The sequence below is a fragment of the Mesorhizobium sp. M0306 genome (assembly GCF_040321655.1).
Lineage (GTDB): Bacteria > Pseudomonadota > Alphaproteobacteria > Rhizobiales > Rhizobiaceae > Mesorhizobium.
In genome coordinates this window covers 285,785-311,801 of record NZ_JAMYRY010000002.1, presented here as the reverse complement: position 1 = coordinate 311,801, position 26,017 = coordinate 285,785, and the positions used below count along the sequence as shown (strand labels likewise).

Genomic DNA, 26,017 nt, shown 5'->3' with positions numbered 1-26,017 from the left:
TTATTCCCCTGTTTTCGAGATGGAACCGCCCGTTCCGGCATCTGCCGGAAAGGCGCGGCAGTCGTTGGGCGCGCAGGAAACTGTGACCGGTTCCCCGTTGCCCATGGTCGCTTCGGGGCCGACCTTGACGGTCAGCACCTGTTCGTTTTCCAGCCTGGCCAGAAGACGCTGGTGGTCGCCGAGATAGATGCGGCCATCGACCGTGCCGGCCAACGCATTTGCTCCGTTCGAAGCGGGCGCAAGCTTCAGCCGCTCCGGGCGGATAGCGACATGGCAGGCCGCGCCCTTCGCAACACCGATGGCCAGCGCCGTTACCGAACCGCCGCCGTCCAGCGCAACGCGGCACTCCTCGCCAGAGACGCGCTCGACCTTGCCGAGCAGGGTGTTGTTCTCGCCGATGAAGCTCGCGACGAACGAGCTCTCCGGAGCGTTGTAGAGATCATCCGGCGAGCCGAGCTGGGCGATGCCGCCATTGTTGAAGACGGCAACGCGGTCCGACATGGTCAGCGCCTCGCTCTGGTCGTGCGTCACATAGACGATGGTGACGCCGAGCATGGTGTGCAACTGCTTGATCTCGAGCTGCATATGCTCGCGCAGCTTCTTGTCGAGCGCACCGAGAGGCTCGTCCATCAGCACCAGGCTCGGCTCGAACACCAGCGCGCGGGCAAGCGCGACACGCTGCTGCTGGCCGCCCGAGAGTTGTGCCGGCCGCCGGTCGCCGAACTGCCGCAGCCGCACCATGTCGAGCGCGCGGCCGACGCGGGCTGCGACTTCCGCCTTGGTAATCTTGCGGACGGAGAGCGGGAAGGCGACGTTTTCCTCGACGCTCATGTGGGGAAACAGCGCGTAGTTCTGGAACACCATGCCGATGTTGCGTTCGTAGGGCGGCAGCCTGTCGACCGACCGGCCCTCAAGCGTGATGACGCCGCTGGTCGGCCGTTCGAACCCTGCAAGCATGTTGAGCGTCGTCGTCTTGCCCGAACCGGAGGGTCCGAGAAGGGTAAGGAACTCGCCGCGCGCAACGCCGAGGTTCAGCCGCGTTACCGCGAAGGTGCGCCCGTCATAGGATTTCTCGACATCGACGAATTCGACAAATCGCTGGCTGCCGGCATCGGCGGCCCGCGCAGGCTCGGCACTGTCGCGTGACAGGGCTGTCGCTTCGGCGGTCACGGACGGAAATCCGTCGAGCTGCGGCAGAGGCTGCTTGTTGAAACGCGGTGCTGCTTGCCGTGCATGTGTCGGTCTCGCGTGACGCTGCCGCACAAGGCGGCAAACCAAACTTGTATGCTCACACAATCGATCTCTAAAGGACCATAGATGCAGACAAGTTTGGCCGTCAAGCGGCTTTCGTCGGGATTGTGTGAGATTTTTCAGCCGGATTTTGGAAATATGTGCCGGACAAGTACTATTGTCCGGAGCATTGTCTTATGCTAGATGCGCCGGTAGCCAGAGCGTCAACACACCGAATCCGCCAATCCGCATGCTTCAGGACCTGCAACTCGCCTCGGATGAAGGCCCGGTCTACCGGCGCCTTGCCGACGCTATTGCCGAACGGATCACGGCCGGCACACTTGCGGTTGGAGACCGGCTGCCGCCGCAGCGCGAGATCGCCCGCGCACTGGGCATCAATGTCACCACGGTGACGCGCGCACTGTCGACGCTGCAGCAGCGCGGCCTGCTCGAAGCGCGGCCCGGACGCGGCACAACGGTCGCGGCACGCAACGGCGGCGAAAGGCCAGGTTTCGTGTCGGCGCCGAGCGACGACACCGGCGTAATCGATCTTTCCGTCAACAGACCTGCGACCTCGGCCTATCTCGACGCGCTCGGGCTGCTGCTGCCGCGCCTGTCCAAGGACCGGCACTATGCCACGCTTCAGGACTATCATCCGCCGGAGGGGCCGCTTTGGGCGAGGACGGCAATCGCCGAGTGGATGCGTCCGGTGGCAGGGGAAGGCGATCCCGGCCGCGTGGTGCTGGCGGCGGGCGCCCAGCATGGGCTGGATTGCGTACTCGGCGCGGTGACCAGGCAGGGCGAGGTCGTGCTCGCCGACGAAGTGACCTATCAGGGCGTCAACGCGCTGTGCCGGGTGCATGGGCTCGACCTCAGAGGCGTCGCGATGGACCGTGGCGGCATGCGGGCCGACGCGTTCGACGCTGCCTGCGCGCAGCTCCGCCCACGCGCGGTCTTCCTGGTGCCGACCCTGCACAACCCGACGACCATCACGCTATCCGAGGAGCGCCGGCTCGAGCTGGTAGCTGTCGCCCGCCGCCACAACGTCCTCATCATCGAGGATGACGTCTACCGCCCCCTGGCAGACAATCCGCCGCCATCGCTTGCCAGCCTCGAGCCCGAACTGACGATCCATATCGGCGCCATGTCGAAATGCCTTGCCCCAGGACTGCGCCTCGGTTTTGTGATCGCGCCACGCGCCATAGCCGGCCAGGTCGCAGCAGCTTTGCGCATCAACTGCTGGAGCATCAGTCCCTTGACGGCGCTAATCGGCGCGCGGCTGATAGAAGAGGGCCTGGCGGCGCGCATCATAGAAACGCAGAAGCAGGAGCTGCGCCAGCGCCAGGCCATCCTCACCGAAATCCTCGGCCGCTACGATGTCCAGAACCATCCAACCTCGACCCATGCCTGGCTGCGTCTTCCGGAACCCTGGCGGGGCGCGGGTTTCGCTCGCACCTGCCTGGAACGTGGCGTTGCCGTGCTCCCGGGTGATGCCTTCGCGGTTGGGCGCGAGCCGGTACAGCACGGCGTGCGCATCAATGTCGGCGCCGCGCGCTCGCTCGGCGATCTGCGCACGGCCCTGAACACCATGGCCGAATTGTTATCGGCCGGCCATCTTCAATTGCCTGGCTTCGTCTAGGAATTTAAAGATGGCAGCGTCCGAAACGGTCGAAATCGCCATTGTCGGTGCCGGCGTTGTCGGACTGGCGACTGCACTCCGGCTCGCAGTTGAGGGGCGCGAAGTCCTGCTCATCGACCCCAATGAGCCGGGCTCGGGTGCCTCGTTCGGCAACGCTGGAACGATTGCCGAATATGCCTGCATGCCGGTGGGCAATCCGGCTGTGCTGCGCGCGCTACCAAAGCTGCTTCTCGATCCTGACAGCCCTTTTTCCTTGCGCTGGCCGGCGCTGTTGCAGCTTGCGCCATGGCTGGTTCAATTCGTGCGGCAGTCGCTTCCGGCGGCCACCCGAGCCAATGCGCTGGCGCTCGCCGGGCTTCTTGCCGAAGCCCTGCCCGCCTGGGAGGAAATGGTGGAGGAGGCTGACCTGGCCGACCTGCTGCGCCGCAACGGCTGTCTCTACCTGTATCGTCGCGAGAGCGATTTCGCCAAGGCTGCCGGGGGCAGGGCGCTGCGCGCCGGGTTTGGCGTCCATCAAGAGGTTCTGGCACCGGAAGAGGTCGCCGCGCTGGAGCCTGGCTTGCCCGCGACGGGGGCCAGCGGTCTGTACTTCCCCGACTCGATGAATGTCACCGATCCCAAGACGCTCATGCGGCGGCTGCTCAATGCCGCGACCGCCCGCGGTGTGTCGGTAGCGCAGGCTGAGATAACCGGACTGCGGGTCGAGGCGGACGGTGTCAGGCTCAGCGGTTCCGGTTTTCGCGTCAAGGCGAACACGGTGGTGATCGCCGCGGGCGCGCAATCGCGGGCGTTGGCCATGCAGGCCGGCGACAGGATCCCGCTCGAGACCGAACGCGGTTATCATCTCGAATTCCCGACCGAAGCGCCTCTGCTCCATCGTCCGGTCTGCCCTGTCGATCTCGGCTTCTACATGACGCCGATGAACGGCCGGCTGCGTGTCGCCGGAACCGTCGAGCTCGGCGGGCTTGCAGCGCCGCCAAGCGCGCGCCGGCTGGCGCTGCTCGATCGCGGTGTCAGGCAGTTCTTTCCACAACTCGGCCGGCCGTCATCCGAGTGGCTCGGGTTCCGGCCGTCGCTGCCCGATTCCCGCCCGGTCATCGGTCCGTCGCGCGGCAGCTCCAGGGTGATCCATGCCTTCGGTCACGGCCACCTTGGCCTGACGCTCGCTCCGATCACTGCACGCCTGGTTGCCGAGCTGATCATTGGTCGCGGCGATCCAGCGCGTGTCGCGGCGTTTTCGGCTGATCGCTTCCGCACCTGATCGATCGAACATTTCGCCTTCGGGTTGAGATCAGGAGTCTGTTTCCGATCAGGCCGGCGTAGGTGCAAAATCAAAGATCTAAGCCGTCCTTTGTTCGTCCAGAAGGACGCACCAGCTCTAGATCGGTCGCGCCGACCTGGGGCTAGATGCCTCCTGATTGCCCGCTTCTCCCATTGCAGAAGCGGCACCGGGACAATAGATGGTGCAGCAGTGGCTGCCCTACTGTCAGCCGCAAGCAACAGGATTATGCGCATGACCGATACGCTCGACGCAGCGAAACTGACCGATCGCGTCGCGGCCCTGGTCGAGGCTGCCAAACGGGCCGGCGCCGATGCCGCCGACGCGGTTGCGGTGCGCGGCCGTTCGACCGGCGTGTCGGTGCGGCTCGGCAAGGTCGAAGGCACAGAGGCGTCCGAGAGCGAGGACGTCTCGCTGCGCGTCTTCGTCGGCAAGCGGGTAGCGAGCGTTTCGGCAACGGCGGCATCCGACCCCAATATGCTGGCCGAGCGCGCCGTCGCCATGGCCAAGGTGTCGCCCGAGGATCCCTATCAGGGGCTCGCCGATCCGGTCCTGCTGGTCAAGAAGCCGCGCAACCTTGATCTGTTCGATGCCACGGAGGTATCGGCGGACCAATTGAAGGAAGCAGCCCTTGCCGCCGAAGCGGCGGCGCTTGCGGTCAAGGGCGTCACCAATTCGGCCGGCAGCGGCGCCAGTGCCGGGCTCGGCGGGCTGGTGCTCGCCACTTCGCACGGCTTCGTCGGCCATTACGTCGCCTCGCGTTTTTCGCGCTCGACCAGCGTGATCGCAGGCGAGGGCACCGGCATGGAGCGCGATTACGAATTCTCCTCGCGCCAGCATTTTTCCGATCTCGACGCGCCGGAAGACATCGGCCGCAAGGCCGGTGAGCGCGCCGTACGCCGCATTGGCGCGCGCAAGGCTGCGACCGGGCCGGTCGACGTGGTGTTCGATCCGCGCGTCGCGCGCGGCATTGCCGGCCACCTTGCCGGTGCCATCAACGGCGCCGCGGTGGCGCGCAAGACCAGCTTTCTGCGCGACATGATGGGCAAGAAGGTGGCTTCGGCCGCAATCACCGTCACCGACGAGCCGCTCCGGCGCCGTGGACAGGCGTCGCGCCCGTTCGACGGCGAAGGCGTCGAGGGCGAAAAACTGTTCATGGTCGACAAGGGCGTGCTCAACCACTGGTTACTGTCGACTTCGGCGGCTCGGGAACTCGGCCTCGTCACCAATGGGCGCGGCTCGCGCAGCGGCTCGTCGGTCTCGCCATCGTCGACCAATCTCGCGATCGAGCCCGGGGAAAACACGCCGGAAGAGCTGATCAAGTCGCTCAAGACCGGCTTCTACGTCACCGAAGTGTTCGGCCAGGGCGTCGACATGGTGACGGGCGAATATAGCCGCGGCGCTTCCGGCTTCTGGATCGAAAATGGCGAGCTGGCCTATCCCGTTGCCGAGGTGACCATCGCCTCCAATTTGAAAACGATGTTCCTCAACATGGTTCCGGCGAGCGATCTCGACCGCAATTTCGGCACCGCCGCACCCACGCTTTTGATCGAAGGAATGACCCTTGCCGGAGCTTGACCCGGCCGTCTCGGCCGGCGCTACTGAAGACCTGCAGCTGCTGCGCGACGCTGCCCGCGAGGCGGGGCTCATCGCCATGCAATACTTCAACAACAATCCGCAGGTGTGGATGAAGGGCGGCACCTCGCCGGTCAGCGAAGCCGATCACGCCGCCGACAAATATCTGCGCGAGACCTTGCTGGCGGCCAGGCCGGACTATGGCTGGCTGTCGGAGGAAACCGTCGACGACCCGGTCAGGCTCGTCGCACGCCGCACCTTTGTCGTCGATCCGATCGACGGCACGCGCGGCTTCCTCGAGGGTCTGCCCACATGGTGCGTCAGCGTCGCTGTGGTCGAGAAAGGCCGAACGCTTGCCGGCGTGCTCGACTGCCCGGCGAAGGGCGAAATCTATTGGGCGCTGCCGGGCGAGGGCGCATTCCTGAATGGCAAGCGCATCAGCGTGCGTCCGCCGTCGGAAACGGCCGAAATCGCCGGACCGAAGGCGATGATCGACCTGATGCCGGCGAAATGGCACAAACGGCTGAAGCGCGTGCCCTATATTCCTTCGCTCGCCTACCGGCTGGCGATGATCGCCGGCGGCCAGCTCGACGCCACCTTCGTCAAGGCCAACGCGCATGACTGGGACATCGCCGCGGCCGATCTCATCCTGCGCGAGGCAGGCGGCGCCTTGCTCGATCGGCATGGCCGCGCGCCGCTCTATGCCGGCGAAGTGATCCGTCACGGACCGCTCGCCGCCGGCAGCGGCGAACTCCTCACCGTGCTCGCCGGCGTCATCGCCGGGCTGGACAATTGACCACTATCAATAGTTCCAAAGTCGGCGGCTTTGGTCTAGACCTGTCCCAAACTCACGATATGTGAAGGATCGACATGGCCGCTGAAGACGGAAAGAAACAGCTTTTGCACCTGGTGTTCGGCGGCGAACTCAAGAAGCTGGGCGGCACCGAATTCCGCGACCTCGACGCGCTCGATGTTGTCGGCATCTATCCGGACTACCAATCGGCGCACGCCGTCTGGAAGGCCAAGGCGCAAGCCAGCGTCGATAATGCCCATATGCGCTATTTCGTCGTTCACCTGCACCGCCTGCTCGACCCCGAAAACAAGGCTGCCGGTTGACATCGATGAACCATGAAGCGGTCAAGCGATCAGCCCCGCGGTCGGCGGTCAGACGTCGCAAGCCGAAGACGTTCTGGCGCAAGATCCGCGAACCGCTGGCGCAGTCGCGATTCGTCAAGAATGCGCTTGCCGCCCTGTTTGCGTATTTCGTCCGCCTTGTCCGCCTGACCAACCGCCTGGTCGACGGATCGGCCAAGTTTTCCGGCGGCGCCTATGCGCAGCTCGAGCCCGGAATTATCGCGCTCTGGCACGGCCAGCATCTGCTGACCCCGGCCTATTATCCCAAGGGACGGCCGCTGGTTGCCATGGTGTCGCGCAGCGCCGATGCCGAGCTCAACGCGCTGATGGTCGAGAAATTCGGCATCGAGGCGGTGCGTGGCTCTGGCGGGCGCGAAAGCGCAAGGCATCTCGACAAGGGCGGCGCCAAGGCGCTCATCGCCCTCAAAAAGTCGCTCGCCACCGGCAAGAATGTCGCCATGATTGCTGATATTCCCCACGGCACGCCGCGCGATGCGGGGCTCGGCGTCGTCCTCCTGGCGCGGCTGTCCGGCCGGCCGATCCTGCCTGCCGCAATAGCCACCAGCCGCCGCAAGGTGATCGAGGGCAGCTGGGACAAGACGACGATCAACTTGCCCTTCGGCCGCTCCTCGATTGTCGTCGGCACGCCTGTCTTCGTGCCGGCCAACGCAGACGCCGCGGAAATGGAACGCAAGCGCCAGGAGGTCACGGCCTCGCTCAATGCCGCGACCGCCGAGGCCTATCGCCTTGTGGACGGTTCGAAATGAGTATGCGCTGGGCCCGCGCCTTCCTGACGGCATACCGTTTCGCCGGGGCCGCCGCTTACCCGCTGGTCGGACCTTATGTCGCCTGGCGCACATCCAGAGGCAAGGAGGACCGCATTCGCCGGCGTGAACGCTACGGCGTCGCCGGACGCGAGCGCCCCGAAGGGCCGGTGATCTGGATCCATGCAGCCAGCGTCGGCGAGACCATCGCCGTCGTGCCGCTGGTCGAGAGCATTCTCGATTACGGCGTCAACGTCGTGCTGACGACGGGCACCGTCACCTCGGCGCAGGTCGCCGAAGAACGGCTGGGCGACCGCATCATCCACCAATATGTGCCGCTCGACCTCAAGCCGGCGGTCAGCCGCTTCCTCGACCATTGGCAGCCGGACCTGGCGATCATCGCCGAATCGGAGATCTGGCCGATGACCATCCTGGAACTCGGCGCCCGCCGCGTGCCGCAGGTTCTGGTCAACGGCAGGCTGTCCGACCGCTCCTTCAAGTCCTGGAAGAAGCGCGCCAACATTGCCGAAGCATTGTTCGAAAATCTTGCCCATGTCGTCGCCCAGTCGGACCTCGATGGCGAGCGCTTCCTTTCGCTCGGCGCCCGGCCGGTCACCGTGTCCGGCAATCTCAAGGTCGACACCGCGCCGCCGCCGGTCGACGAACGGGCACTGGCGGCGCTGAAACGCCAGATCGGCGGCCGCCCGACCTGGGCGGCGATCTCGACCCATGACGGCGAAGAAGCGGTCGCCGCCGAAGTTCACGCCATGCTGCACAAGCGCCACCACGGGCTTTTGACCATCATCGTGCCGCGTCATCCCGATCGCGCCGGGCAGCTGGCCGCCCAGATTTCCGGCATGGGCCTGAAACTGGCGCAGCGCAGCAAGGGCGACAGGATCACCGCCGATACCGATATTCTGCTCGGCGACACGATCGGCGAAATGGGGCTTTATCTGAGGCTGACGGAAATCGCCTTTGTCGGCCGTTCGCTGACTTCCGAGGGCGGCCAGAACCCGCTGGAACCGGCCATGCTGGAGACAGCGGTGCTTGCCGGCCGCAACGTCCAGAATTTTCGCGAGGCTTATCAGCGCCTGCTCGACAGTGGCGGCGCCAAGCTGGTGCGCGACCGCGATATGCTGGCCGGCGCCGTCAATTTCCTTTTGACCAACGAGGCGGCTCGTCACGAAATGATGGCGGCGGGTGCGGCGACCGTCGACGAGATGCGCGGTGCGCTGGCACATACGCTCAGGTCGCTCGAGCCCTATATCCAGCCGCTGGTCGTCAAGTCGCGCCTGAAGGGCGCGAACGGGCGCTGACGTGACCTCGGAAGCGCCGCCCTTCTGGTGGGAAGAGCCGGACTGGCGGGTCATGGCGCTGTCGCCGCTCTCCGCCATCTATGCGCTCGTCGCCGGTCGCCGCATGCGGCACGCGCCGCGCGAAAAAGTCGAGGCGCCGGTGCTCTGCGTCGGCAACTTCACCGTCGGCGGCACCGGCAAGACGCCGGTGGCGATCGCATTGGCCGAGCAGGCCCGGCGCATGCAGCTCAATCCGGGTTTCCTGTCGCGCGGGCATGGCGGCTCCTTCGCGCAGCCGCATATCGTCGATCCGCACCACGACGCCGCCAAGCATGTCGGCGACGAGCCACTGCTTCTGGCCGAACACGCGCCGGTCGCGGTGACACCGAACCGGGCCGCCGGCGCCAGGCTTCTGCTGGAGAAGCTCGGCTGCGATTTCCTGATCATGGATGACGGTTTTCAGAGCGCGCGCATCCACATCGACTATGCGCTGGTCGTCGTCGATGCGCGCCATGGCATCGGCAATGGCCGCGTCATCCCCGGCGGGCCGCTGCGGGCAAACATCGTCGACCAATTGGTCTTCACCAGCGCCTTGCTGAAGATGGGCGACGGCATCGCGGCCGATACGGTCGTGCGCCAGGCAGCGCGCGCCGGCAGGCCGATCTTCGAGGCGCACACCGCCCCGAGCAGCAAGATGACGTTGGCCGGCAGGCGGTTCCTGGCGTTCGCCGGCATCGGCCACCCCGACAAGTTTTTCGACACGGTAGGCGAGGCCGGGGGCGAGCTTGCGCTGACCCGACCATTTCCTGACCATCATTTCTACAGTGCGGACGAGCTTGCCGAATTGACGGCGACGGCACGTAAAGCCGAGCTTGGCCTCATTACCACCGCCAAGGACGCTGCCCGCCTGCGTCACGGCGCAGCACCGCCGGAATTCCTCCACCGGCTCGACGTGCTGGAGATCGATACCGTCTTCGAGCTCGGCCACGTGCCGCAACGCATCATCGACGAGACGCTGGATGCCTGGCGGCAGCGCCGGCTGAGGGGCTGACCAGCAGCTGAGCACTGAGGCGATGCGGGGACTGGAATTTGCAGCTTTCCGCCGGTTGAGCGTATTTTGTTCTTGCTTTGTGCCGGCAGCTATGCTACTAGTTTGGATATGGTGATGATTCGCCGGTGACCCGCCCTTGAGGCGGGTTTTTATTTCAAGATAACCTCTGAGGTTTCCGTGTTGCCGGCCTGACGCCGCGGCAGAGGGCGCAGGATCGCAACGGGACGGCTTCCATTTGCGTCGGACTAGCGTCGGCGGCGCAGTTCCGGATGCGCTTCGATCTCGCGGCGCAGCGAGGCGGCGGCATTCACATAGGGTTCCTGCCTGGCGACGCTCCAGTATTTGAGCTCGTCGAGCGGGATGCTCTCGCCGGTCACCGCACAGCGAACGAAGGCGCCGGGGCTGGTCACCTGGAAATCGCCATCGAGATAGCGGATGCGGGCTTCCTTGCCGCCGGGGCCTTCGAAACGGTTCATCATGGGGTGGTGCCGAAATTCATGACGATGTCATCGCCACAAATTGCGGCGAGGTCAAGCTTGGTTGGCCTTACCTGGTTCTGTTTCTGGTGACACTTGCTCGAACAAGCCGGCAAAGCGGATGCCAATGCATGTCGCGCAAAAGTGTGCGGCGGTCTTGCGCGACATGCATAAACACAAAAACCTGAAGCGCGTCGCATGAGGCCGGTCGAACGCGACGCGGCATCTCATTCTTCGGCGATGATAAACTGCTCGATCTTCTCCGCTGCCAGTCCGGCCTGGACGGCGATGCGCCGGGCGAGTTCGGCGGCGGCGGCGCGCGGGCGCCCCAGCGGCCGGTCGAGCCAGTAGGATATCGGGCTGAGCGCACTGCGTTCGTCTACGGCGACGATGCGGCCCGACTTCAATTGGTCCACCGTCAACGGCGGACGTGCCAGCGCAATGCCGAGCCCGTGCGCGGCGGCGTCGAGTACGAGGTTGTAATCCTCGAAACGGCGGTCGTGCGGCCGCGGCCGATAGTCCACCTCCTGCGCGGCAAACCAGGCGCGCCACGCCGAAGCGTCGGAATCGTTGATCACCGGATAGTCGAGCAGGCGGGCAGGATCTCCGCGGCCGATCTCCCTGGCCAATTCCGGCGAGGCGACCGGGAACACATATTCTTCGAAAAGCTGCACCGAGATCCGGCCCGGAATGCGGCCGCGCCCGCAGCGGATCGACAGGTCGATGCCCTCGTCGGCAAGATCGCCCTGGCGGATGTCGACGTCGAGCACGATGCGCAGCTTGGACGGGTGGTTCTCCAGCGCCGCCATGCGCGGCATCAGCCACAGCCCGCTGACCGAAGGGATCGAGGTCAGCCGCACCACCGCCGTGCCGCGCGGCTCAACCCAGCGATCCGAATTGCTGGCGATCAGGGCGAAGGCTTCCGTAGTGCGCAGATGCAGGCGATTGCCCTCGACGGTCAGCGAGACGCCACGCGCGCCGCGATCGAAGACTTTCAGCCCGAGCCAGTTCTCGAGCTTGGCGATCTGCCGGCTGACGGCGCCATGGGTGATGTTGAGCTTCTCGGCCGCCGCCGAAAAGCTGCCTGTGCGTGCCGCGGCATCGAAGGCGCGCAGCGTTTCAAGCGGCAGCATCGAGTCTGAGCTGTGATCCATAGTCACAGGTGATCCTCGATTTGTTCGTTTGTCAACCGCCCCACAATAGCGTTTCTCTACTTCATGGCATTGGATCGCGAGGACACCGAGATGACCGCTTACACCGGCACGTTGAATACGACACAGCGCATGGATGCCACGGCGGCCATCGCGGTGGCGCTGACGGTGGTCGGCTGGGCCTCCGCCTTTCCGGCGATCCGCGCCGGCCTTGCCGCCTTCGGGCCGCTGGAACTCGGCGCGCTGCGCTTTGCCATCGCCGCGGTTCCGGCGGCGATCTTCCTCGCGGTCAAGCGGCCGGCACTGCCCAGGCTCGATGAACTCTGGCGCTTTGTCTTCGGTGGTGCCGTCTTCGTCGCGCTTTACACGGTGATGCTCAATTTCGGCGAGCTGACCGTTTCGGCCGGTGCGGCCGGCTTCATCATCAATGTCAGCCCGATCTTCACTGCCATCATGGCGATGGCGCTGCTCGGCGAACGCTTCTCGGGCCTGGCCTGGGCCGGCACGTTCCTGTCCTTCGCCGGAATCGGCATCATCGCCATGGGCGAGGGGCAAGGGCTGCATTTCAACAATGGTGCGCTGCTTGTCCTCGGCTCGGCGCTGTGCTCGGCCGTCAACACCATCGTCCAGAAGCCGCTGTTTGGTCGCCACCACCCGCTGACCATCTCGGCCTCGAACATGGTGCTTGGCGCGCTCTGCCTGTCACCGTTCCTGCCAAGCGGCCTGGCGCAGGCGGCGGTCGCCGATACGGCCGGGCTCGGCGCGGTCATCTTTCTCGGCATCGTGCCCAGCCTGATCGCCTATGCCGCGTGGGCAACAGCACTTTCCCGGCTGCCGGCGGCGCGTGCCTCGAACTTCCTTTATCTGGTGTCGCCGGTGGCGACGCTGATCGGCTTCTTCTGGCTGGGCGAGGTGCCGACGCTGCTCGGCATAATCGGCGGCGCACTGGCGCTCGGCGGTGTCATCGTGGTGAATTTGAAGAGGTGAATCAGAGGGTACGAAAGGCTGGCTTGAATTAAAAAGAGCCGTATCGAACGGCTCTTTTTGATTTCCCCTCTCCGGTTTGCTTCGCAAACCACCTCTCCCCACCTTGTGGGGCGAGGAACCCAAGGTTTTCAAGGTTGCGGCCTTTGGCGATTAGCGTTTCCTCGCCCCCACTAAAGTGGGGGAGAGGTGGCCGCGGAGCGGCCGGAGAGGGGCTGCGCCAGCGGACGTCGTAAGCCGCAGGCCCTACCGTCGCCCGAACAGCCGCTCGATGTCGGCGAGCTTGAGCTCGATATAGGTCGGGCGGCCGTGGTTGCAGGTGCCGGAGCCCGGCGTCGCCTCCATCTGGCGCAGCAGCGCGTTCATCTCTTCCGGTTTGAGCAGGCGGCCGGAACGCACCGAGCCGTGGCAGGCCATAGTCGCGGCTATTTTGTCCAGCCGCTCCTTCAGCGTGTCGACCGTGTCGTTGTCGGCGATCTCGTCGGCGAGGTCGCGCACCAGCTGCTGGACGTTGGTCTCGCCGAGCATCGACGGCGTCTCGCGCACCGCAACGGCACCGGGGCCGAAGCGCTCGATGCCGAGGCCGAAGCGAGCCAGCGTCTCGGAGTGCATGGCGAGCCGTTCGGCGTCTTCCTCCGGCAGATCGACGATCTCGGGCAGCAGCAACATCTGCGACGGCACCGCGCGTGAGTGGAGGGCATTCTTCAAGGCCTCGTAGACCAGCCGCTCATGCGCCGCATGCTGGTCGACGATGACAAGCGAATCCCTGGTCTGGGCAACGATATAGTTCTCATGCACTTGCGCGCGCGCCGCGCCCAATGCCGTGCCGAGCAGCGTCTCCGCCGCTTTGTTTTGCCCGGCGCGCACGTCGGCGCTGTGCAGCGGCCCGGCGTCGAAGGCCGCCTGGTCGTCCTCGCCGAAGCCGCCGCCCATATCGAGCGGCCGCTGTGGCGAGCGGGCAGGATCGAACCCGGCAAAGCCGGAGGCCCGGTAAGCGGCCTCGTAGCTACGATGGCCGTTGGCCGGGCCGCCATGCGCATAGGATGCCGCGCCTGGCCGGAACGCCGCCATCATGCCGGCGGCCCCGGTGGTGGCGGCGCGGATGCCGGCATGGGCCAGCGCTTCGCGGATGGCGCCGACGATCAGCCCGCGCACCAGCCCCGGGTCGCGGAAGCGCACGTCTGCCTTGGCCGGATGGACGTTGACGTCGACGATCGCCGGATCGAGCGTCAGGAACAGCACGGTGACGGCATGGCGGTCGCGCGGCAGCACGTCGGCGAAGGCGCCGCGAATGGCGCCGGCGATCAGTTTGTCACGCACCGGGCGGCCGTTGACATAGGCGTATTGCTGCAGCGCGTTGGCGCGGCTGAAGGAGGGGACCGAGACATGGCCAGCGAGATGCACGCCGTCCCGCATCGCGTCGATGGCGATCGCATTGTCGGGAAAGTCGGCGCCCATCACCTGTGCCACCCGACGCAGCCGGCCTTCCGGGCTGTCGTCGGTCGCCGGCAGTTCCAGCGTCGAGCGGTCCGGGCCGGCAAGGGTGAAGCGCACGGCGGGGAAGGCAATGGCGATGCGCTTGACCACGTCGCCAATGGCCGAGCTTTCGGCGCGCTCGCCCTTCATGAATTTGAGCCGCGCCGGCGTGGCGAAGAACAGGTCGCGCACCTCGACCGTGGTGCCGCGATTGGCCGCCGCCGGCCTGACGGCGGAGACGCGGCCGCCGTCGATACCGATCTCGGCGGCGTTGTCACTGGACGCGGTGCGCGAGCGGATCGACAGCCGCGCCACCGAGCCGATCGAAGGCAAGGCTTCGCCGCGGAAGCCAAGCGAGCGAATGTCGTGAATGTTGTCGGCGAGCTTGGAGGTGCAATGGCGCGCAATCGCCAGCGCCAATTCCTTTTCCGGAATGCCCAAGCCGTCGTCGCTGACGCGGATCAGGTTCAGCCCGCCACCGGCGGTGACGATCTCGACACGGCTTGCGCCGGCGTCGAGTGCATTCTCGACCAGTTCCTTGACCACGCTTGCCGGGCGCTCGATGACTTCGCCGGCGGCGATCTGGTTGATCATCGTTTCGGAAAGCTGGCGGATGGGCATGGCAGCACTATAGGCGGATTCGTGGTCGATGCGGGAGGGCGGAATTGAGGAAATCCACGCAGCTGACCACGGCCGTGCACTCAACTCATGAGCTTGGGCAGCGCTGCCGCCAAAGCATCGACGGCAAGGCGGACTTTCATCGGCAGATGAGGCGTCTGCAACCACAGCGCATGGACATCATAGAGAAACTTCGGCTGTTCCGGCAACAGCGGGACAAGGACACCCGCCTGAATGCGCTCGCGAACCAGCCAGTATGGCAACCAGGCGAGCCCCATGCCGGCGGCCGCGGCATCGGCGATGGCATCGAGATCGTCGAGCCATAATCTGCCGACGGGCTTAACCTGCATCGCGGGCTGGCCGTTGTGCGGAAACAGCCACGGCTGAACGGCACGCCCGGAACGGCGGTAGATGATCGCGTCATGGCTGCCGAGGTCATCTATCTGCTGCGGCTGGCCGTGCCTGTCGAGATAGGGCGGCGACGCGCAGACGACCATGTGCTGGCGCGCGATGCGACGCGCTATCACCCCGGTCTGGTCCTCCAGATCGCCCGTGCGGACAGCGAAGTCGCAGCCATCCTCGGCGAGGTCGGCGATGGCATCGCTGAACGATAGGTCAAGTTCCAGCGCGGGATATTGCTGCGCAAGCCCGAACAGGATCGGGGCAACGCAGCGCCGGCCGAAATGCATCGGCATGAGGACGCGCAGCTTTCCGCGCGGCTCGGCAAGCTGGTCGGCCGCCAACGCATCCGCGGCCTCCGCTTCAGCAAGCACCAGCCGGCAGCGTTCATAATAGGCGCGCCCGAAATCCGTCAGGCTTTGGCGGCGCGTGGTCCGGTTGATGAGGCGCACGCCCAGGCGCTCCTCGAGAAACCGGACATGCTTGCCGACCATCGGCCCGGACAGATCGAGAGCGGCCGCCGCGGCTGCGAACGAGCCCAGGTCGACGGCTTTGACGAACACGGCCATGCTAGTAAGGCGATCCATATTCAAAACCCACAGTTTCTGCTGATCTACTCAAACGGCCATTTATCCGCCTGATCGCCGCTGGCATAGCACATTCAGTTCAAATATTTTGGAGTCGTGACCGATGGCACGTGTCGTTCGTTTTTATGAGCTGGGTGGTCCCGAGGTTCTGCGCATCGAGAATGTCGACATGTCCGCGCCTGGGCGGGGCGAGGTTCAGATCCGTGTCAAGGCGTTGGGCCTCAACCGGGCCGAGGCGCTGCTGCGTTCAGGCAGATATATCCAGACCGCGCCGTTGCCTTCCGGTCTTGGGCTCGAGGCGGCGGGTATCGTCGAGATGGTCGGTGAAGGCGTGGACGGGTTTGCGCCGGGCGATGCCGTCAGCGTGGTGCCGCCATTGTCGATGGCCCGCTGGCCTGCCTATGGTGAGATTGCCACATATCCCGCCGAGCTCGTCGTCAAGCACCCGCCATCGCTGAGCTGGGAAGAGGCCGCCGCAGCGTGGATGCAATATCTCACGGCCTGCGGTGCGCTGGTCGACATTGCCAAACTTGGCAGGGAGGACTTTGTCGTTATCACCGCGGCGTCGAGCAGCGTCGGACTTGCGGCGATCCAGATCGCCAACATGATTGGCGCGACCCCGATCGCGGTCACACGGACATCTGCCAAGAAGCGGGCTCTGCTTGAGTTCGGCGCGATCCACGTCATCGCCTCGGCAGAGGAGGATCTGGAAGCCAGGCTGAAGCAAATCGCCGGCCCGGACGGCGTGCGCGTGGTGTTCGACGCCGTCGGCGGCCCGATTTTCGAGCCTCTGACGGCAGCGATGGCTCCGGGTGGCATTCTCATCGAATATGGCGGCTTGAGCCTCGATCCGACACCTTTTCCGCTACCTGCAGTGCTGGCAAAGACACTGACGCTGCGCGGTTATCTCGTCCATGAGATCGTGCGCGATCCGGTCCGGCTGCAGGCCGCCAAGGCGTTCATCCTTGACGGACTGAGCTCGGGTTCGCTGAAGCCGGCAATCGCCAGAACCTTTCCGTTCGACCAGATCGTCGAGGCGCACCGTTATCTCGAATCGAACGAACAATTCGGCAAGATCGTCGTAACGGTTTGACCGGGCATTTATCGGCCTCACGCTTGCGCCGCCAGCCAGTCCCGAACCTTGCGGGCATTGTCGCTGAGCTCGCGGTTCCTTGACCAGATGACATGAAAGCCCTTGCCGGTCGTCATCGTGTGGCCGGTGACGCGCACCAGCAGCCCCGATGCCAGCAGCCGCTCGGCGAGGTGACCCCAGCCGAGCGCGATACCTTGCCCTTCCATGACTGCCTGGATCACCAGCGCATAGTCGTTGATGCGTAGACCCCGTCCGGCATCGGCGATATCGACACCGGCCGAGGCGAACCATTCGTCCCAGCTGGCGGCCTCGCGAAACGGCTCTTCGAGATGGATGAGGCGGTGCGATTGAAGGTCCGCGACACGCTCCGGCAGCCCGAACCGGGCCACATAACTAACACCGGCAACGGGGAATATCACTTCGTCGGCCAGCGGCAGCGAATGATAATCCGGCCATTCTTTTGGCTCGCCGCCGCGGACACCGAGCGGGATATCCTCGGCGATGATGTCGAGATCGCGGTCGGCGGTCTGGATGCGCAGGTCGATGCCCGGCAGTTCGTCGCGAAACTGCTGCAGGCGCGGCATCATCCAGAATGAGGCGAAAGCGGTCGAGGCGGCGAGCGTCACATGAGCGCCGACGGCGATCTGGCGCAGGTCTTCCGCCGACTTGCGAATGTGCGACAGGCCGAGCGAGACGTCGGCATGGAAGCGGTCGCCGGCCTCGGTAAGGCTGACTTGCCGGTGGCGGCGCTGGAAGAGTTTCGCGCCGAGCTGCTCTTCGAGCCCACGGATCGCATAGGAAACGGCAGCCTGCGTCATGCCGAGCTCGCGCCCGGCGGCGGTAAAGCTCGACAGCCGCCCGGCGGCCTCGAAGACGATCAGGCTGCCGGCCGACGGCAGCAGGTGGCGTAAGTTTCGCATAAGCTGAGCTTATACAAGAGATCAGGATTTTCCAGCGTCACAGCTGCATTTTGTCTGGCTAGATTGGTCACCAACAGGAATATGGAGCCTCCATGAACGCACCGGCCGTTGAAGTGAGCGAACACACCAATCGTCGCGCGGGTGGCCGCCTGGGGCGCAAGGCGCTGCGGGGAGCTCCCGTAGCGTCATTTCCGACCCTGGTTCGCAAGATTCCGGTGTATCAGATGGTCCCGGACGAGGCGGTGGAGCTCATTCACCAGGAATCGCTCAGCATCCTAGAAGAGGTGGGATGCGAGTTCCGCGACGACGAGGCTATTGCAATGTGGAAGGCGGCGGGCGCCGATGTCTCGGAGACAAGGGTCCGCATAGACCGCGCCCTGCTGATGGACCTCGTATCGAAGGTCCCGTCGGAGTTCACGCTCAATGCGAGGAATCCCCAGCGTTCCGTACGTGTGGGTGGCAACAACTCAATCTTCGTGCCGATGTACGGGGCGCCTTACGTGCGCGACCTCGACAACAACAGGCGCTACGGCACACTCGCCGACCTCAACAATTTCCACAAGCTCGCCTACATGGCGCCGGCGCTGCATTCGTCGAGCTCGATCATCTGCGAGCCGATGGAAATCGCGGTGCCGAAGCGTCACCTCCACATCATCCATTCGGCGCTGAAGCACTCCGACAAGCCGTTCATGGGCATCGTGACCTCCAAGGATCGAGCCGAAGACACGATGGCGATGGCAGGTATCGTGTTCGGCGAGGACTATGTCCGCGACAACCCGGTCCTGGTGGCCATCACCAACTGCAATTCGCCGCTGGTCTGGGACGCCACCATGCTGGACGCGATGAAAGTCTATGCGCGCCACAACCAGCCGCTGATCCTCGCGCCGTTCGCCCTTTGCGGCGCCTCGACTTCGGCCTCTGCCGTCGGTGCGGTCGCGCAGGTCAATGCCGAAGCGCTGGCGGGCGTCGCGTTCACACAGCTCTTGCGTCCGGGTTCGCCGCAGATCTACGGACAGTTCATGGTGACGGTCGACATGAAGACCGGCGCTCCCATGGGCGGCACGCCGGAGGCGGCCCAGATGATGTATCTCATGGGCGCTCTGGCGCGGAAGTATCGGCTGCCGTGGCGCACGTCCGGTTTCCATGTCGGCTCGAAGCTGAACGACGCCCAGGCGGGCTACGAGGCGAACATGCTGATGCATGCGGCCATCCTTGCCGGCGCCAACTACATCTGGCACTCCGCCGGTTGGCTCGAGGCCGGCCTGACCTGCGGCTATTCGAAATTTGCCACCGACTGCGAGCAGCTTGTCGGCTGGTACAAATATGCTGGCGGGCTGCCATTCGACGATTTCAAGGAGGCTATGGCGGCTATCCGCGAGGTCGGACCGCAGGGCCATTTCCTTGGCACCCAGCACACGCTCGAACATTTCGAGTCCGCCTTCTTCATACCGAGCATCATGGATTTCAATTCGTTCGAACAGTGGAAGGCGGAAGGAGCAAAGGACCACGACACCCGCGGCCGCGAGAAAGCGCGCAACATGCTCGCCGACTACGAGGAGCCGAAGCTCGATGAGGGCATCGCCGATGGTCTCAAAGATTTGATTGCGCGGCGCGAGGAGAAACTGCCGGACAGCGTTAGTTGATAACGGGCGAAGACCCGATGGGAACCATAACGGAGGAAAAAATGTCACTCTTCAGAAGCAACGGTGATCGCGTACCGAGCGCCATCGAAGCGATGGCCAGCGAGGCTCGTGCAGGTCGTGTGGATCGGCGCGAGTTTCTGGCTCTGGCAAGCGCGTTCGGCGCATCGACGGCCTTTGCCTACGGCATGATCGGCCTTGCCGTGCCGCAGCGGGCTTTGGCTGAAGAGCCGAAGAAAGGCGGCACGCTCCACGTTTCGATGTCGGTGAAGGCACAAAAGGATCCGCGCACCTACGACTGGGTGGAACTTGCGAACATTTCACGCTGCTGGCTGGAGCCGCTTGTCCGCTACACCCGCCAGTTCACTTTCGAGCCGGTTCTGCTCGAAAGCTGGGAGGTCAACGACGACGCCACGGAATACGTGCTGCATGTTCGCAAGGGCATCGCCTGGAACAACGGCGATGCTTTCAGCGCCGATGATGTGGCCTATAATCTGACGCGCTGGTGCGAAAAGGCTGCCGCCGGCAATTCCATGGCCGCGCGCGTCGGTGCGCTGATCGATGCAAAGACCGGCAAGGCCAGGGAAGGGGCGATCACCAAGGTCGACGACAACACGGTGAAGCTGAAGCTGAACGAACCGGACATCTCGCTGATCCCGAACTTCACCGACTATCCGGCGCTCGTGGTCCATCGCAACTTCGACGCCGATGGCGCCAATCCGATCGAGAAGCCGATTGGCACCGGGCCGTTCGAACTGGTGTCCTATTCGGTCGGCCAGAAAGCGATCGTCAAGCGTCGTGAGACTGGCAAGTGGTGGGGCGGTGAAGCGCTTCTCGACGGCGTCGAATTCATCGACTACGGAACCGATTTCAACGCCTCGATAAATGCATTCGACTCCGGCGAAATCGATCTCAACTTCGAGACGCCGGCCGACTTCATAGACATTCTCGACAAGATGGGGCTGGTAAAATCGGAGGTCGCGACAGCGACCACGCTCGTCGCCCGGACCAACATCACGAACAAGCCCTATGACGACAAGCGGGTTCGCAACGCCCTCCAGATGGCCGTCGACAACAAAGCGGTGCTCGAACTTGGCTACGCCGGGCGAGGCACTGTTGGTGAAAACCACCACGTCAGCCCGATTCATCCGGAATACTACGCGCTGCCCAAGAAGACACGCGACGCCGCGGGGGCCAGGAAGCTGATGGCGGAGGCCGGGCAGGCCGACTTCGAGCATGAACTGATCACCGTCGAGGACGATTGGCAAAAGAACACCGGCGACGCTATTGCCGGCCAGTTGCGCGATGCCGGGATCAAGGTGAAGCGCACCGTGCTGCCGGGTTCGACCTTCTGGAACGACTGGACGAAATACCCCTATTCGATGACCATCTGGTACATGCGCCCGCTTGGCGTCCAGGTGCTGGCGCTCGGCTATCGCACCGGCGAGGCCTGGAACGAAACCGGCTACTCGAACCCTGATTTCGATGCCAAGCTCAAGCAGGCTCTCTCGCTTATCGACGTCGAGAAGCGCCGCGAGGTCATGAAGGATATCGAGCAGATCCTGCAGGATTCGGGCGTCATCATTCAGCCGTTTTGGCAGAAGCTGTTCAGCCACATGAACGAGAAGGTGAAGAACTACGGTGTCCACCAAACCTTCGAGATGGATCTCCAGAACGTCTGGCTGAACGCCTGAGTTGCCAGCAGAGGACGCGTTGCAGGATTTCATGGACCGCAAGAAAGCCGACAGGCAAGATGCGTGGTACTGATAGCTTCCGTCAGTGAACAATCGGGGACACGCATGAAACTGCCACTTTTTGTTGCCGCGCTTTCGATGGCCTTGCCGGCGGCCGCGTTTGCCGGCCCTGCTGCCAACGCCGTGAAGTTCTTCTATGTCCCGTCGGTCAAATTCGAGGCCGATGCGCAATATCGCGACCGCTTCACCGCGCCAGTGACGAAACTGTTCGAACTGAACGACAATGCGGCAAAGAACCATCCGGATGAAGTTCCCTGCATCGACTTCGCCCCTGGTCTCGATGCGCAGGACTATGACGAGAAGACCGTGGCCAAGACGCTGACCCTGGCTGAAACGCTCAATGGCGACAGCGCCGAGGTGACGGCGACGTTCAACCTTTTCCCGGAAGGCGATGATTCCAAACGCGAAATGGTCTGGTCGTTGAAAAAGGTCGACGGCCAGTGGAAGATCGCCGACATTACCTCGAAGACCAGCGGCTGGACGCTGAGTGCGCTCGAATGCCTGGCCGGGCAGCCGCCGGAGTGATGCCGTGCTCTGCTGCCGTCCCTGGGTTCTGGCGACTGCGTGGCTGCTGGCCGGATTGAGCAGCGCCGCCGCCCAGGGCTTGTTGGGCGCGCCGGCCGACAGTGCGGCACCTCCGCCGGCAGTTTTGCCGCCGGCAGAAAACGCGCCGGCCGCACCCGTGCAGCCTGGCTCGCCGACTGCGGTGGTGAAGCCGTTCTACGAGCATGCCGGGCTCGAGGTCGATCCGGCTCAGCGGGGCCATTTCACCGACCCGGCAAAGTCGGTGCTGGACAAGAGCGACGCGCTGCGGAAGTCGGGGCAGGGCGAGTGCCTCGATCCCAACATGGCGCTCGACAATGCCGAATACGACGAGGCGGAGATCGACAAGAGCCTGAAGACCATCGAAGCGGTCAAGGGCGATGCGGCCAAGGTGGTCGTCGCTTTCGTCGTCTCCGGCAATCCGCACCGGCTGGAATGGAAGTTCAAAAAGGTCGACGGCGACTGGAAAATATCGGACCTGCTCTCGGTGACCGGCGAATGGGCGCTAAGCCAATACCAGTGTGAGTGAGAACGGAACCGATGAAGATCAGCAACATCCGCGTCACCCACGTCAACGTCCCGCTCGATGCTCCGTTCTGGTGGACGGCTGGTCTCTACGGCGGCGCCTCGAAATCGATCATCGAGGTCGAGACGGACGAAGGCGTGGTCGGACTGGGCGAGGCGCCATGGTGGCATTTCGGCGAGGTGATCAAGGCCGAGATCGCGCCGGCGCTGATTGGCGCCGATCCGCTCGACATCGCCGACTGCGAGGCGCGCTGTGTGCCGCCCTGGCAGATCACCGCCAACACCGGCGAGAACGCAGCCACGGTGGCGTTCGGCGCCGTCGAACTGGCGCTGTGGGATATAAGAGGCAAGGTCTTCGGCATGCCGCTCTATAAGCTGCTCGGCGGCGCGGTGCGCAAGGACATTCCGTTTTCGGAATATTTCGCCTTTCGCCCCGCTCAAAGCGGAGCCGGCGGCGAGATGACCGCCGAAGCGATCGTCGACTACTGTCTCGGCATGCGAGAACAGCACGGCTCGACGATCTTCGAGGGCAAGCTGATCATGGGCGATCCCGAGCTCGAGATCAGGACAGTGCGCATGCTGCGCGAGGCGCTTGGCGACAAGGCGCAGATCAAACTCGATTCCAACATGCAGTGGTCGCTGACCACAGCGCGCTGGGTACTGCGCGAGATCGAGCCGTTCAACATCCGCAATTACGAGGATCCGGTCGCGACCTTCGAGGAGATGGCAGCGCTGCGCCAGCATTCGCGCATTCCGTTCTCCACGCACATCCCGGATCTCAGACGGGCAGTCGCGCTCGGTGCGCCGGATTACTTCGTCTGCAATTTCGCAGCACTCGGCGGATTGTCGAAAACTCTGAAATTCATCGCCGCCTGTGAGGCGATGGGCAAGGGGTTCTGGTGCTATTCGAACGATCTCGGTATCATGACATCGGCTTATCTGCACGTCGTGGCGGCGACACCGTGGATCACCGAAGCGTCGCAGTCGCTGTTTCGCTGGCAGATCGGCGATGTCATCAAGGACGGTCCTTTCCGCCAGACGGGCAATACGGTGCGCGTGCCGGAGGGTGACGGGCTGGGCGTCGAGCTCGATCCGGCTGCGATGAAGCGCTGGGCGGGCCACTTCGCCGAACACGGGCCGATGGGCCATTTCAGCGACCCGAACAATCCCGGCCGCTACCGGCGGCTCCCGCTCAACTGATGCAACGTATTTTCCTCAGAAACTCAGGCTCACCCGCGCCCGCGATAGGGGGCGACGCCGGTGTCGGGCAGCCACACACCTTCCGGCGGCGCACCGGTTTGCCAGAACACGTCGATCGGAATGCCGCCGCGCGGATACCAGTAGCCGCCGATGCGCAACCACAATGGCTTGGTCGCGGCGATGATGCGGCGGCCGATCATGACGGTGCATTCTTCGTGGAAGGCGCCATGGTTGCGAAACGAGGTCATGAACAGCTTGAGCGACTTCGATTCCACCAGCAGCGCATCGGGTGCGTAGTCGATGACGATATGGGCGAAGTCCGGCTGGCCGGTGACCGGGCAGAGCGAAGTGAATTCCGGGCAGGTGAAGCGAACGATGGCCGGCGGGCCGTCGCCGCGCGAAAACGGCACGGTTTCCAGGACTGCCGCTTCAGGGCTCTGTGGCGCCTCGACGTTGGTGCCGAGCTGGGTGAGGTTTTTCGTATCGGTCATGAGCAGGTTCCTTGCTGCATGTCGCCCAAAACTGCGCAGCGATTTTGGGACAGCGACATGCGTAAAAACAAAAATTTGCCGCTCATTAGCACAATTTGAAACAGCAGGAAGACGATGACTAGCAATGACCCGCTCCTCCAGCCCTATCAGCTCAAGCATCTGACGCTGAAGAACCGGGTGATGTCGACCAGCCATGAGCCGGCCTATTCCGAGGACGGCATGCCAAAGGAGCGGTACCGGCTCTACCATGCCGAAAAGGCCAAGGGCGGCATGGCGCTGACCATGACCGCCGGTTCGGCGATCGTCTCGCGCGACAGCCCGGCCGCTTTTGGCAATCTGCATGTCTATGACGACCGTATCGTGCCATGGCTCGCCGAGCTTACCGATGCCTGCCACGAGCACGATTGCAAGGTGATGATACAGATCACCCATCTCGGCCGCCGCACCGGTTGGAACAAGGCCGACTGGCTGCCGGTGCTGTCGGCTTCGCCGGTGCGCGAACCGGCGCATCGCGCCTTTCCCAAGACTATCGAGGACTGGGATATCGAGCGCATCGTCGCCGACTATGCGGCGGCCGCCCAGCGCTGCCAGGCAGCCGGTCTCGACGGCATCGAATTCGAGGCCTACGGCCACCTGATGGACGGCTTCTGGTCGCCGGCCACCAACCAGCGCGACGACGATTTCGGCGGCTCGCTCGACAACCGGCTGCGCTTCACCGGCATGGTGCTCGATGCGGTGCGTGCCGCGGTCGGCGAAAAGTTCGTCGTCGGCATCCGCATGGTCGCCGACGAGGATTTCGAGAAAGGCCTGTCGAAACAGGAAGGCGTCGAAATCGCCAGGCGGCTGGCCGGCTCCGGCAAGGTCGATTTCCTCAATATCATCCGGGGCTCGATCGAGACCGACGCCGCGCTGACAAAAGTCATCCCGGTGACCGGCATGCGCTCGTCGCCGCATCTCGACTTTGCCGGCGAGATCAGGGCGGCGACCAAATTCCCGACCTTCCACGCGGCGCGGATTTCCGACGTCGCCACCGCGCGTCACGCCATCGCCACCGGCAAGCTCGACATGGTCGGGATGACGCGTGCCCATATCGCCGACCCGCACATCGTCAAAAAAGTGATGGAGGGCCGCGAGCACGAGATCCGTCCTTGCGTCGGCGCAACCTACTGCCTCGACCGCATCTATGAGGGCGGCGAGGCGCTGTGCATCCACAATGCGGCGACGGGCCGCGAGGCTGATATCCCGCATATTATTCCGAAAACCGAGGGACCGAAGCGGAAGGTGGTCGTCGTCGGCGCCGGCGCCGGCGGGCTGGAGGCAGCGCGCGTCGCCGCCGAACGCGGGCACCAGGTGACGGTGCTGGAAGCATCGAGCCGGGCCGGCGGCCAGGTGCGGCTGGCAACGCAGAACCCGCGCCGCAAGGAATTGATCGGCATCATCGACTGGCGTCTGGCCGAACTCGACCGGCTCGGCGTCGAGATCCGCTACGATACCTGGGCGGAGAAGGACGACGTGCTGGCGCTGTCGCCCGACGTGGTGGTGATCGCCACCGGCGGGCTGCCGCAGAACCCGCCTCTGACGGCGGGCGACAATCTCGTCACCTCGAGCTGGGACATCATGGCCGGCAGCGTCAAGCCGGCCGAGAATGTACTGCTCTATGACGACAATGGCGGCCATCAGGGCATGGGTGCTGCCGAACTGATCGCCAATAGCGGCGCCAGGCTGGAGCTGGTTTCACCAGAGCGCTTCTTCGCCCCGGAAATGGGCGGCATGAACCATGTGCCCTACATGCGCGCCTTCCAGGAAAAGGGTGTCACGGTGACCATCAACACACGGCTGCGTTCGGTGCGACGCGAGGGCAACCAGCTGATCGCCGAGCTCGCCTCCGACTTCGCCGATGGCTGGCGCGGAGAGCGGCGGGTCGACCAGGTGGTGGTCGAGCATGGCACGCTGCCGCTCGACGATCTCTATCTGGCGCTGAAGCCGCTGTCGAAGAACGCCGGCGCGATCGATTACGAAAAGCTGGTCAGTGGCGGCGACATCTTTCCGGTGCGCAATCCGCAGGGTGGCTTCGTGCTCTTCCGCATCGGCGACGCAATCGCCTCGCGCAACATCCATGCCGCAATCTATGACGGCATCAGGTTCGGCTTGCGGATCTGAGGAATATTTGGATTGATTGGTGGCGCGCAGCCG

Annotated in this window: 23 protein-coding genes; 16 read left to right on the top strand and 7 right to left on the bottom strand. The window is 64.4% G+C overall.

Annotation, left to right across the window (positions count from 1 at the left end; all coding sequences use genetic code 11):
* Window positions 1-1,170, bottom strand: a complete 1,170-nt coding sequence (locus NKI95_RS06430; protein WP_352715006.1) for an ABC transporter ATP-binding protein — start codon at window positions 1,168-1,170, stop codon at window positions 1-3.
* Window positions 1,171-1,480: 310 nt separating this feature from the next.
* On the opposite strand from NKI95_RS06430, the gene NKI95_RS06425 reads away from it, so the two are divergent.
* The 8 genes from NKI95_RS06425 to lpxK all read left to right on the top strand — a co-directional run bounded on the left by NKI95_RS06425 (window position 1,481) and on the right by lpxK (window position 9,967).
* Window positions 1,481-2,869, top strand: coding sequence for an aminotransferase-like domain-containing protein (locus NKI95_RS06425; RefSeq protein ID WP_352715005.1), 1,389 nt, complete (start codon window positions 1,481-1,483; stop codon window positions 2,867-2,869).
* Window positions 2,870-2,879: 10 nt separating this feature from the next.
* Window positions 2,880-4,130 (top strand): NAD(P)/FAD-dependent oxidoreductase, encoded by a 1,251-nt coding sequence (locus NKI95_RS06420; protein ID WP_352715002.1) that lies wholly within the window; start codon window positions 2,880-2,882, stop codon window positions 4,128-4,130.
* Between the two features lie 252 nt (window positions 4,131-4,382).
* A complete protein-coding gene (locus NKI95_RS06415; RefSeq protein WP_352715000.1) occupies window positions 4,383-5,726 on the top strand; it encodes a TldD/PmbA family protein in 1,344 nt (447 codons plus the stop codon).
* A complete protein-coding gene (locus NKI95_RS06410; protein ID WP_352714998.1) occupies window positions 5,713-6,519 on the top strand; it encodes a 3'(2'),5'-bisphosphate nucleotidase CysQ in 807 nt (268 codons plus the stop codon). Before NKI95_RS06415 ends, NKI95_RS06410 begins: the two co-directional genes overlap by 14 nt.
* 74 nt (window positions 6,520-6,593) lie before the next feature.
* Window positions 6,594-6,839 (top strand): DUF4170 domain-containing protein, encoded by a 246-nt coding sequence (locus tag NKI95_RS06405; RefSeq protein ID WP_023717165.1) that lies wholly within the window; start codon window positions 6,594-6,596, stop codon window positions 6,837-6,839.
* A gap of 5 nt (window positions 6,840-6,844) precedes the next feature.
* Window positions 6,845-7,624 (top strand): lysophospholipid acyltransferase family protein, encoded by a 780-nt coding sequence (locus NKI95_RS06400; protein ID WP_352714996.1) that lies wholly within the window; start codon window positions 6,845-6,847, stop codon window positions 7,622-7,624.
* Entirely contained in the window at window positions 7,621-8,937 is a 1,317-nt protein-coding gene (gene waaA, locus NKI95_RS06395) for a lipid IV(A) 3-deoxy-D-manno-octulosonic acid transferase (protein WP_352714994.1), read from the top strand. The genes NKI95_RS06400 and waaA overlap by 4 nt, the downstream gene beginning before the upstream one ends.
* Window position 8,938: 1 nt before the next feature.
* Complete coding sequence (lpxK, locus tag NKI95_RS06390) at window positions 8,939-9,967, top strand: tetraacyldisaccharide 4'-kinase (RefSeq protein ID WP_352714992.1); 1,029 nt, start codon at window positions 8,939-8,941, stop codon at window positions 9,965-9,967.
* A 245-nt stretch (window positions 9,968-10,212) separates the two neighbouring features.
* Here lpxK and NKI95_RS06385 read toward each other — a convergent pair whose 3' ends face one another.
* Entirely contained in the window at window positions 10,213-10,446 is a 234-nt protein-coding gene (locus NKI95_RS06385; protein ID WP_031211156.1) for a DUF2093 domain-containing protein, read from the bottom strand.
* A gap of 224 nt (window positions 10,447-10,670) precedes the next feature.
* Window positions 10,671-11,597, bottom strand: coding sequence for a LysR family transcriptional regulator (locus NKI95_RS06380; RefSeq protein ID WP_352714990.1), 927 nt, complete (start codon window positions 11,595-11,597; stop codon window positions 10,671-10,673).
* Between the two features lie 90 nt (window positions 11,598-11,687).
* Here NKI95_RS06380 and NKI95_RS06375 point away from each other — a divergent pair, with 90 nt between their 5' ends.
* Window positions 11,688-12,581 carry a DMT family transporter gene (locus NKI95_RS06375; protein ID WP_352714988.1) on the top strand — a complete coding sequence of 298 codons (894 nt, stop codon included), beginning with the start codon at window positions 11,688-11,690 and terminating at the stop codon, window positions 12,579-12,581.
* A gap of 243 nt (window positions 12,582-12,824) precedes the next feature.
* On the opposite strand, the gene mutL is transcribed toward NKI95_RS06375, so the two are convergent.
* Together mutL and NKI95_RS06365 are read right to left on the bottom strand one after the other, a co-directional pair.
* On the bottom strand, window positions 12,825-14,675 hold the full coding sequence (gene mutL / locus NKI95_RS06370) for a DNA mismatch repair endonuclease MutL (protein ID WP_352714986.1): 1,851 nt from the start codon (window positions 14,673-14,675) through the stop codon (window positions 12,825-12,827).
* Window positions 14,676-14,755: 80 nt separating this feature from the next.
* Window positions 14,756-15,658 (bottom strand): LysR family transcriptional regulator, encoded by a 903-nt coding sequence (locus NKI95_RS06365; protein ID WP_352714984.1) that lies wholly within the window; start codon window positions 15,656-15,658, stop codon window positions 14,756-14,758.
* A 103-nt stretch (window positions 15,659-15,761) separates the two neighbouring features.
* On the opposite strand from NKI95_RS06365, the gene NKI95_RS06360 reads away from it, so the two are divergent.
* Complete coding sequence (locus NKI95_RS06360; RefSeq protein WP_352714982.1) at window positions 15,762-16,751, top strand: zinc-dependent alcohol dehydrogenase family protein; 990 nt, start codon at window positions 15,762-15,764, stop codon at window positions 16,749-16,751.
* Between the two features lie 17 nt (window positions 16,752-16,768).
* On the opposite strand, the gene NKI95_RS06355 is transcribed toward NKI95_RS06360, so the two are convergent.
* Window positions 16,769-17,671: a LysR substrate-binding domain-containing protein gene (locus tag NKI95_RS06355; RefSeq protein WP_352714981.1), complete on the bottom strand. Its 903-nt coding sequence runs from the start codon at window positions 17,669-17,671 to the stop codon at window positions 16,769-16,771.
* Between the two features lie 92 nt (window positions 17,672-17,763).
* Between NKI95_RS06355 and NKI95_RS06350 the strand changes: the two genes are divergently transcribed.
* The 5 genes from NKI95_RS06350 (at window position 17,764) to NKI95_RS06330 (ending at window position 23,333) form a co-directional block, all read left to right on the top strand.
* Window positions 17,764-19,314 (top strand): trimethylamine methyltransferase family protein, encoded by a 1,551-nt coding sequence (locus NKI95_RS06350; RefSeq protein WP_352465444.1) that lies wholly within the window; start codon window positions 17,764-17,766, stop codon window positions 19,312-19,314.
* Between the two features lie 41 nt (window positions 19,315-19,355).
* Complete coding sequence (locus tag NKI95_RS06345; RefSeq protein ID WP_352714979.1) at window positions 19,356-21,005, top strand: ABC transporter substrate-binding protein; 1,650 nt, start codon at window positions 19,356-19,358, stop codon at window positions 21,003-21,005.
* Between the two features lie 105 nt (window positions 21,006-21,110).
* A complete protein-coding gene (locus NKI95_RS06340) occupies window positions 21,111-21,590 on the top strand; it encodes a DUF3828 domain-containing protein (RefSeq protein WP_292656262.1) in 480 nt (159 codons plus the stop codon).
* Window positions 21,591-21,594: 4 nt separating this feature from the next.
* Entirely contained in the window at window positions 21,595-22,137 is a 543-nt protein-coding gene (locus tag NKI95_RS06335) for a hypothetical protein (RefSeq protein WP_352714977.1), read from the top strand.
* Between the two features lie 11 nt (window positions 22,138-22,148).
* Window positions 22,149-23,333 carry a mandelate racemase/muconate lactonizing enzyme family protein gene (locus NKI95_RS06330; RefSeq protein WP_352714975.1) on the top strand — a complete coding sequence of 395 codons (1,185 nt, stop codon included), beginning with the start codon at window positions 22,149-22,151 and terminating at the stop codon, window positions 23,331-23,333.
* Window positions 23,334-23,362: 29 nt separating this feature from the next.
* Here NKI95_RS06330 and queF read toward each other — a convergent pair whose 3' ends face one another.
* Window positions 23,363-23,824 carry a preQ(1) synthase gene (gene queF, locus NKI95_RS06325; RefSeq protein WP_023674394.1) on the bottom strand — a complete coding sequence of 154 codons (462 nt, stop codon included), beginning with the start codon at window positions 23,822-23,824 and terminating at the stop codon, window positions 23,363-23,365.
* A 114-nt stretch (window positions 23,825-23,938) separates the two neighbouring features.
* Here queF and NKI95_RS06320 point away from each other — a divergent pair, with 114 nt between their 5' ends.
* Window positions 23,939-25,984 carry an oxidoreductase gene (locus tag NKI95_RS06320; protein ID WP_352714973.1) on the top strand — a complete coding sequence of 682 codons (2,046 nt, stop codon included), beginning with the start codon at window positions 23,939-23,941 and terminating at the stop codon, window positions 25,982-25,984.
* Window positions 25,985-26,017 lie beyond the last annotated feature (33 nt).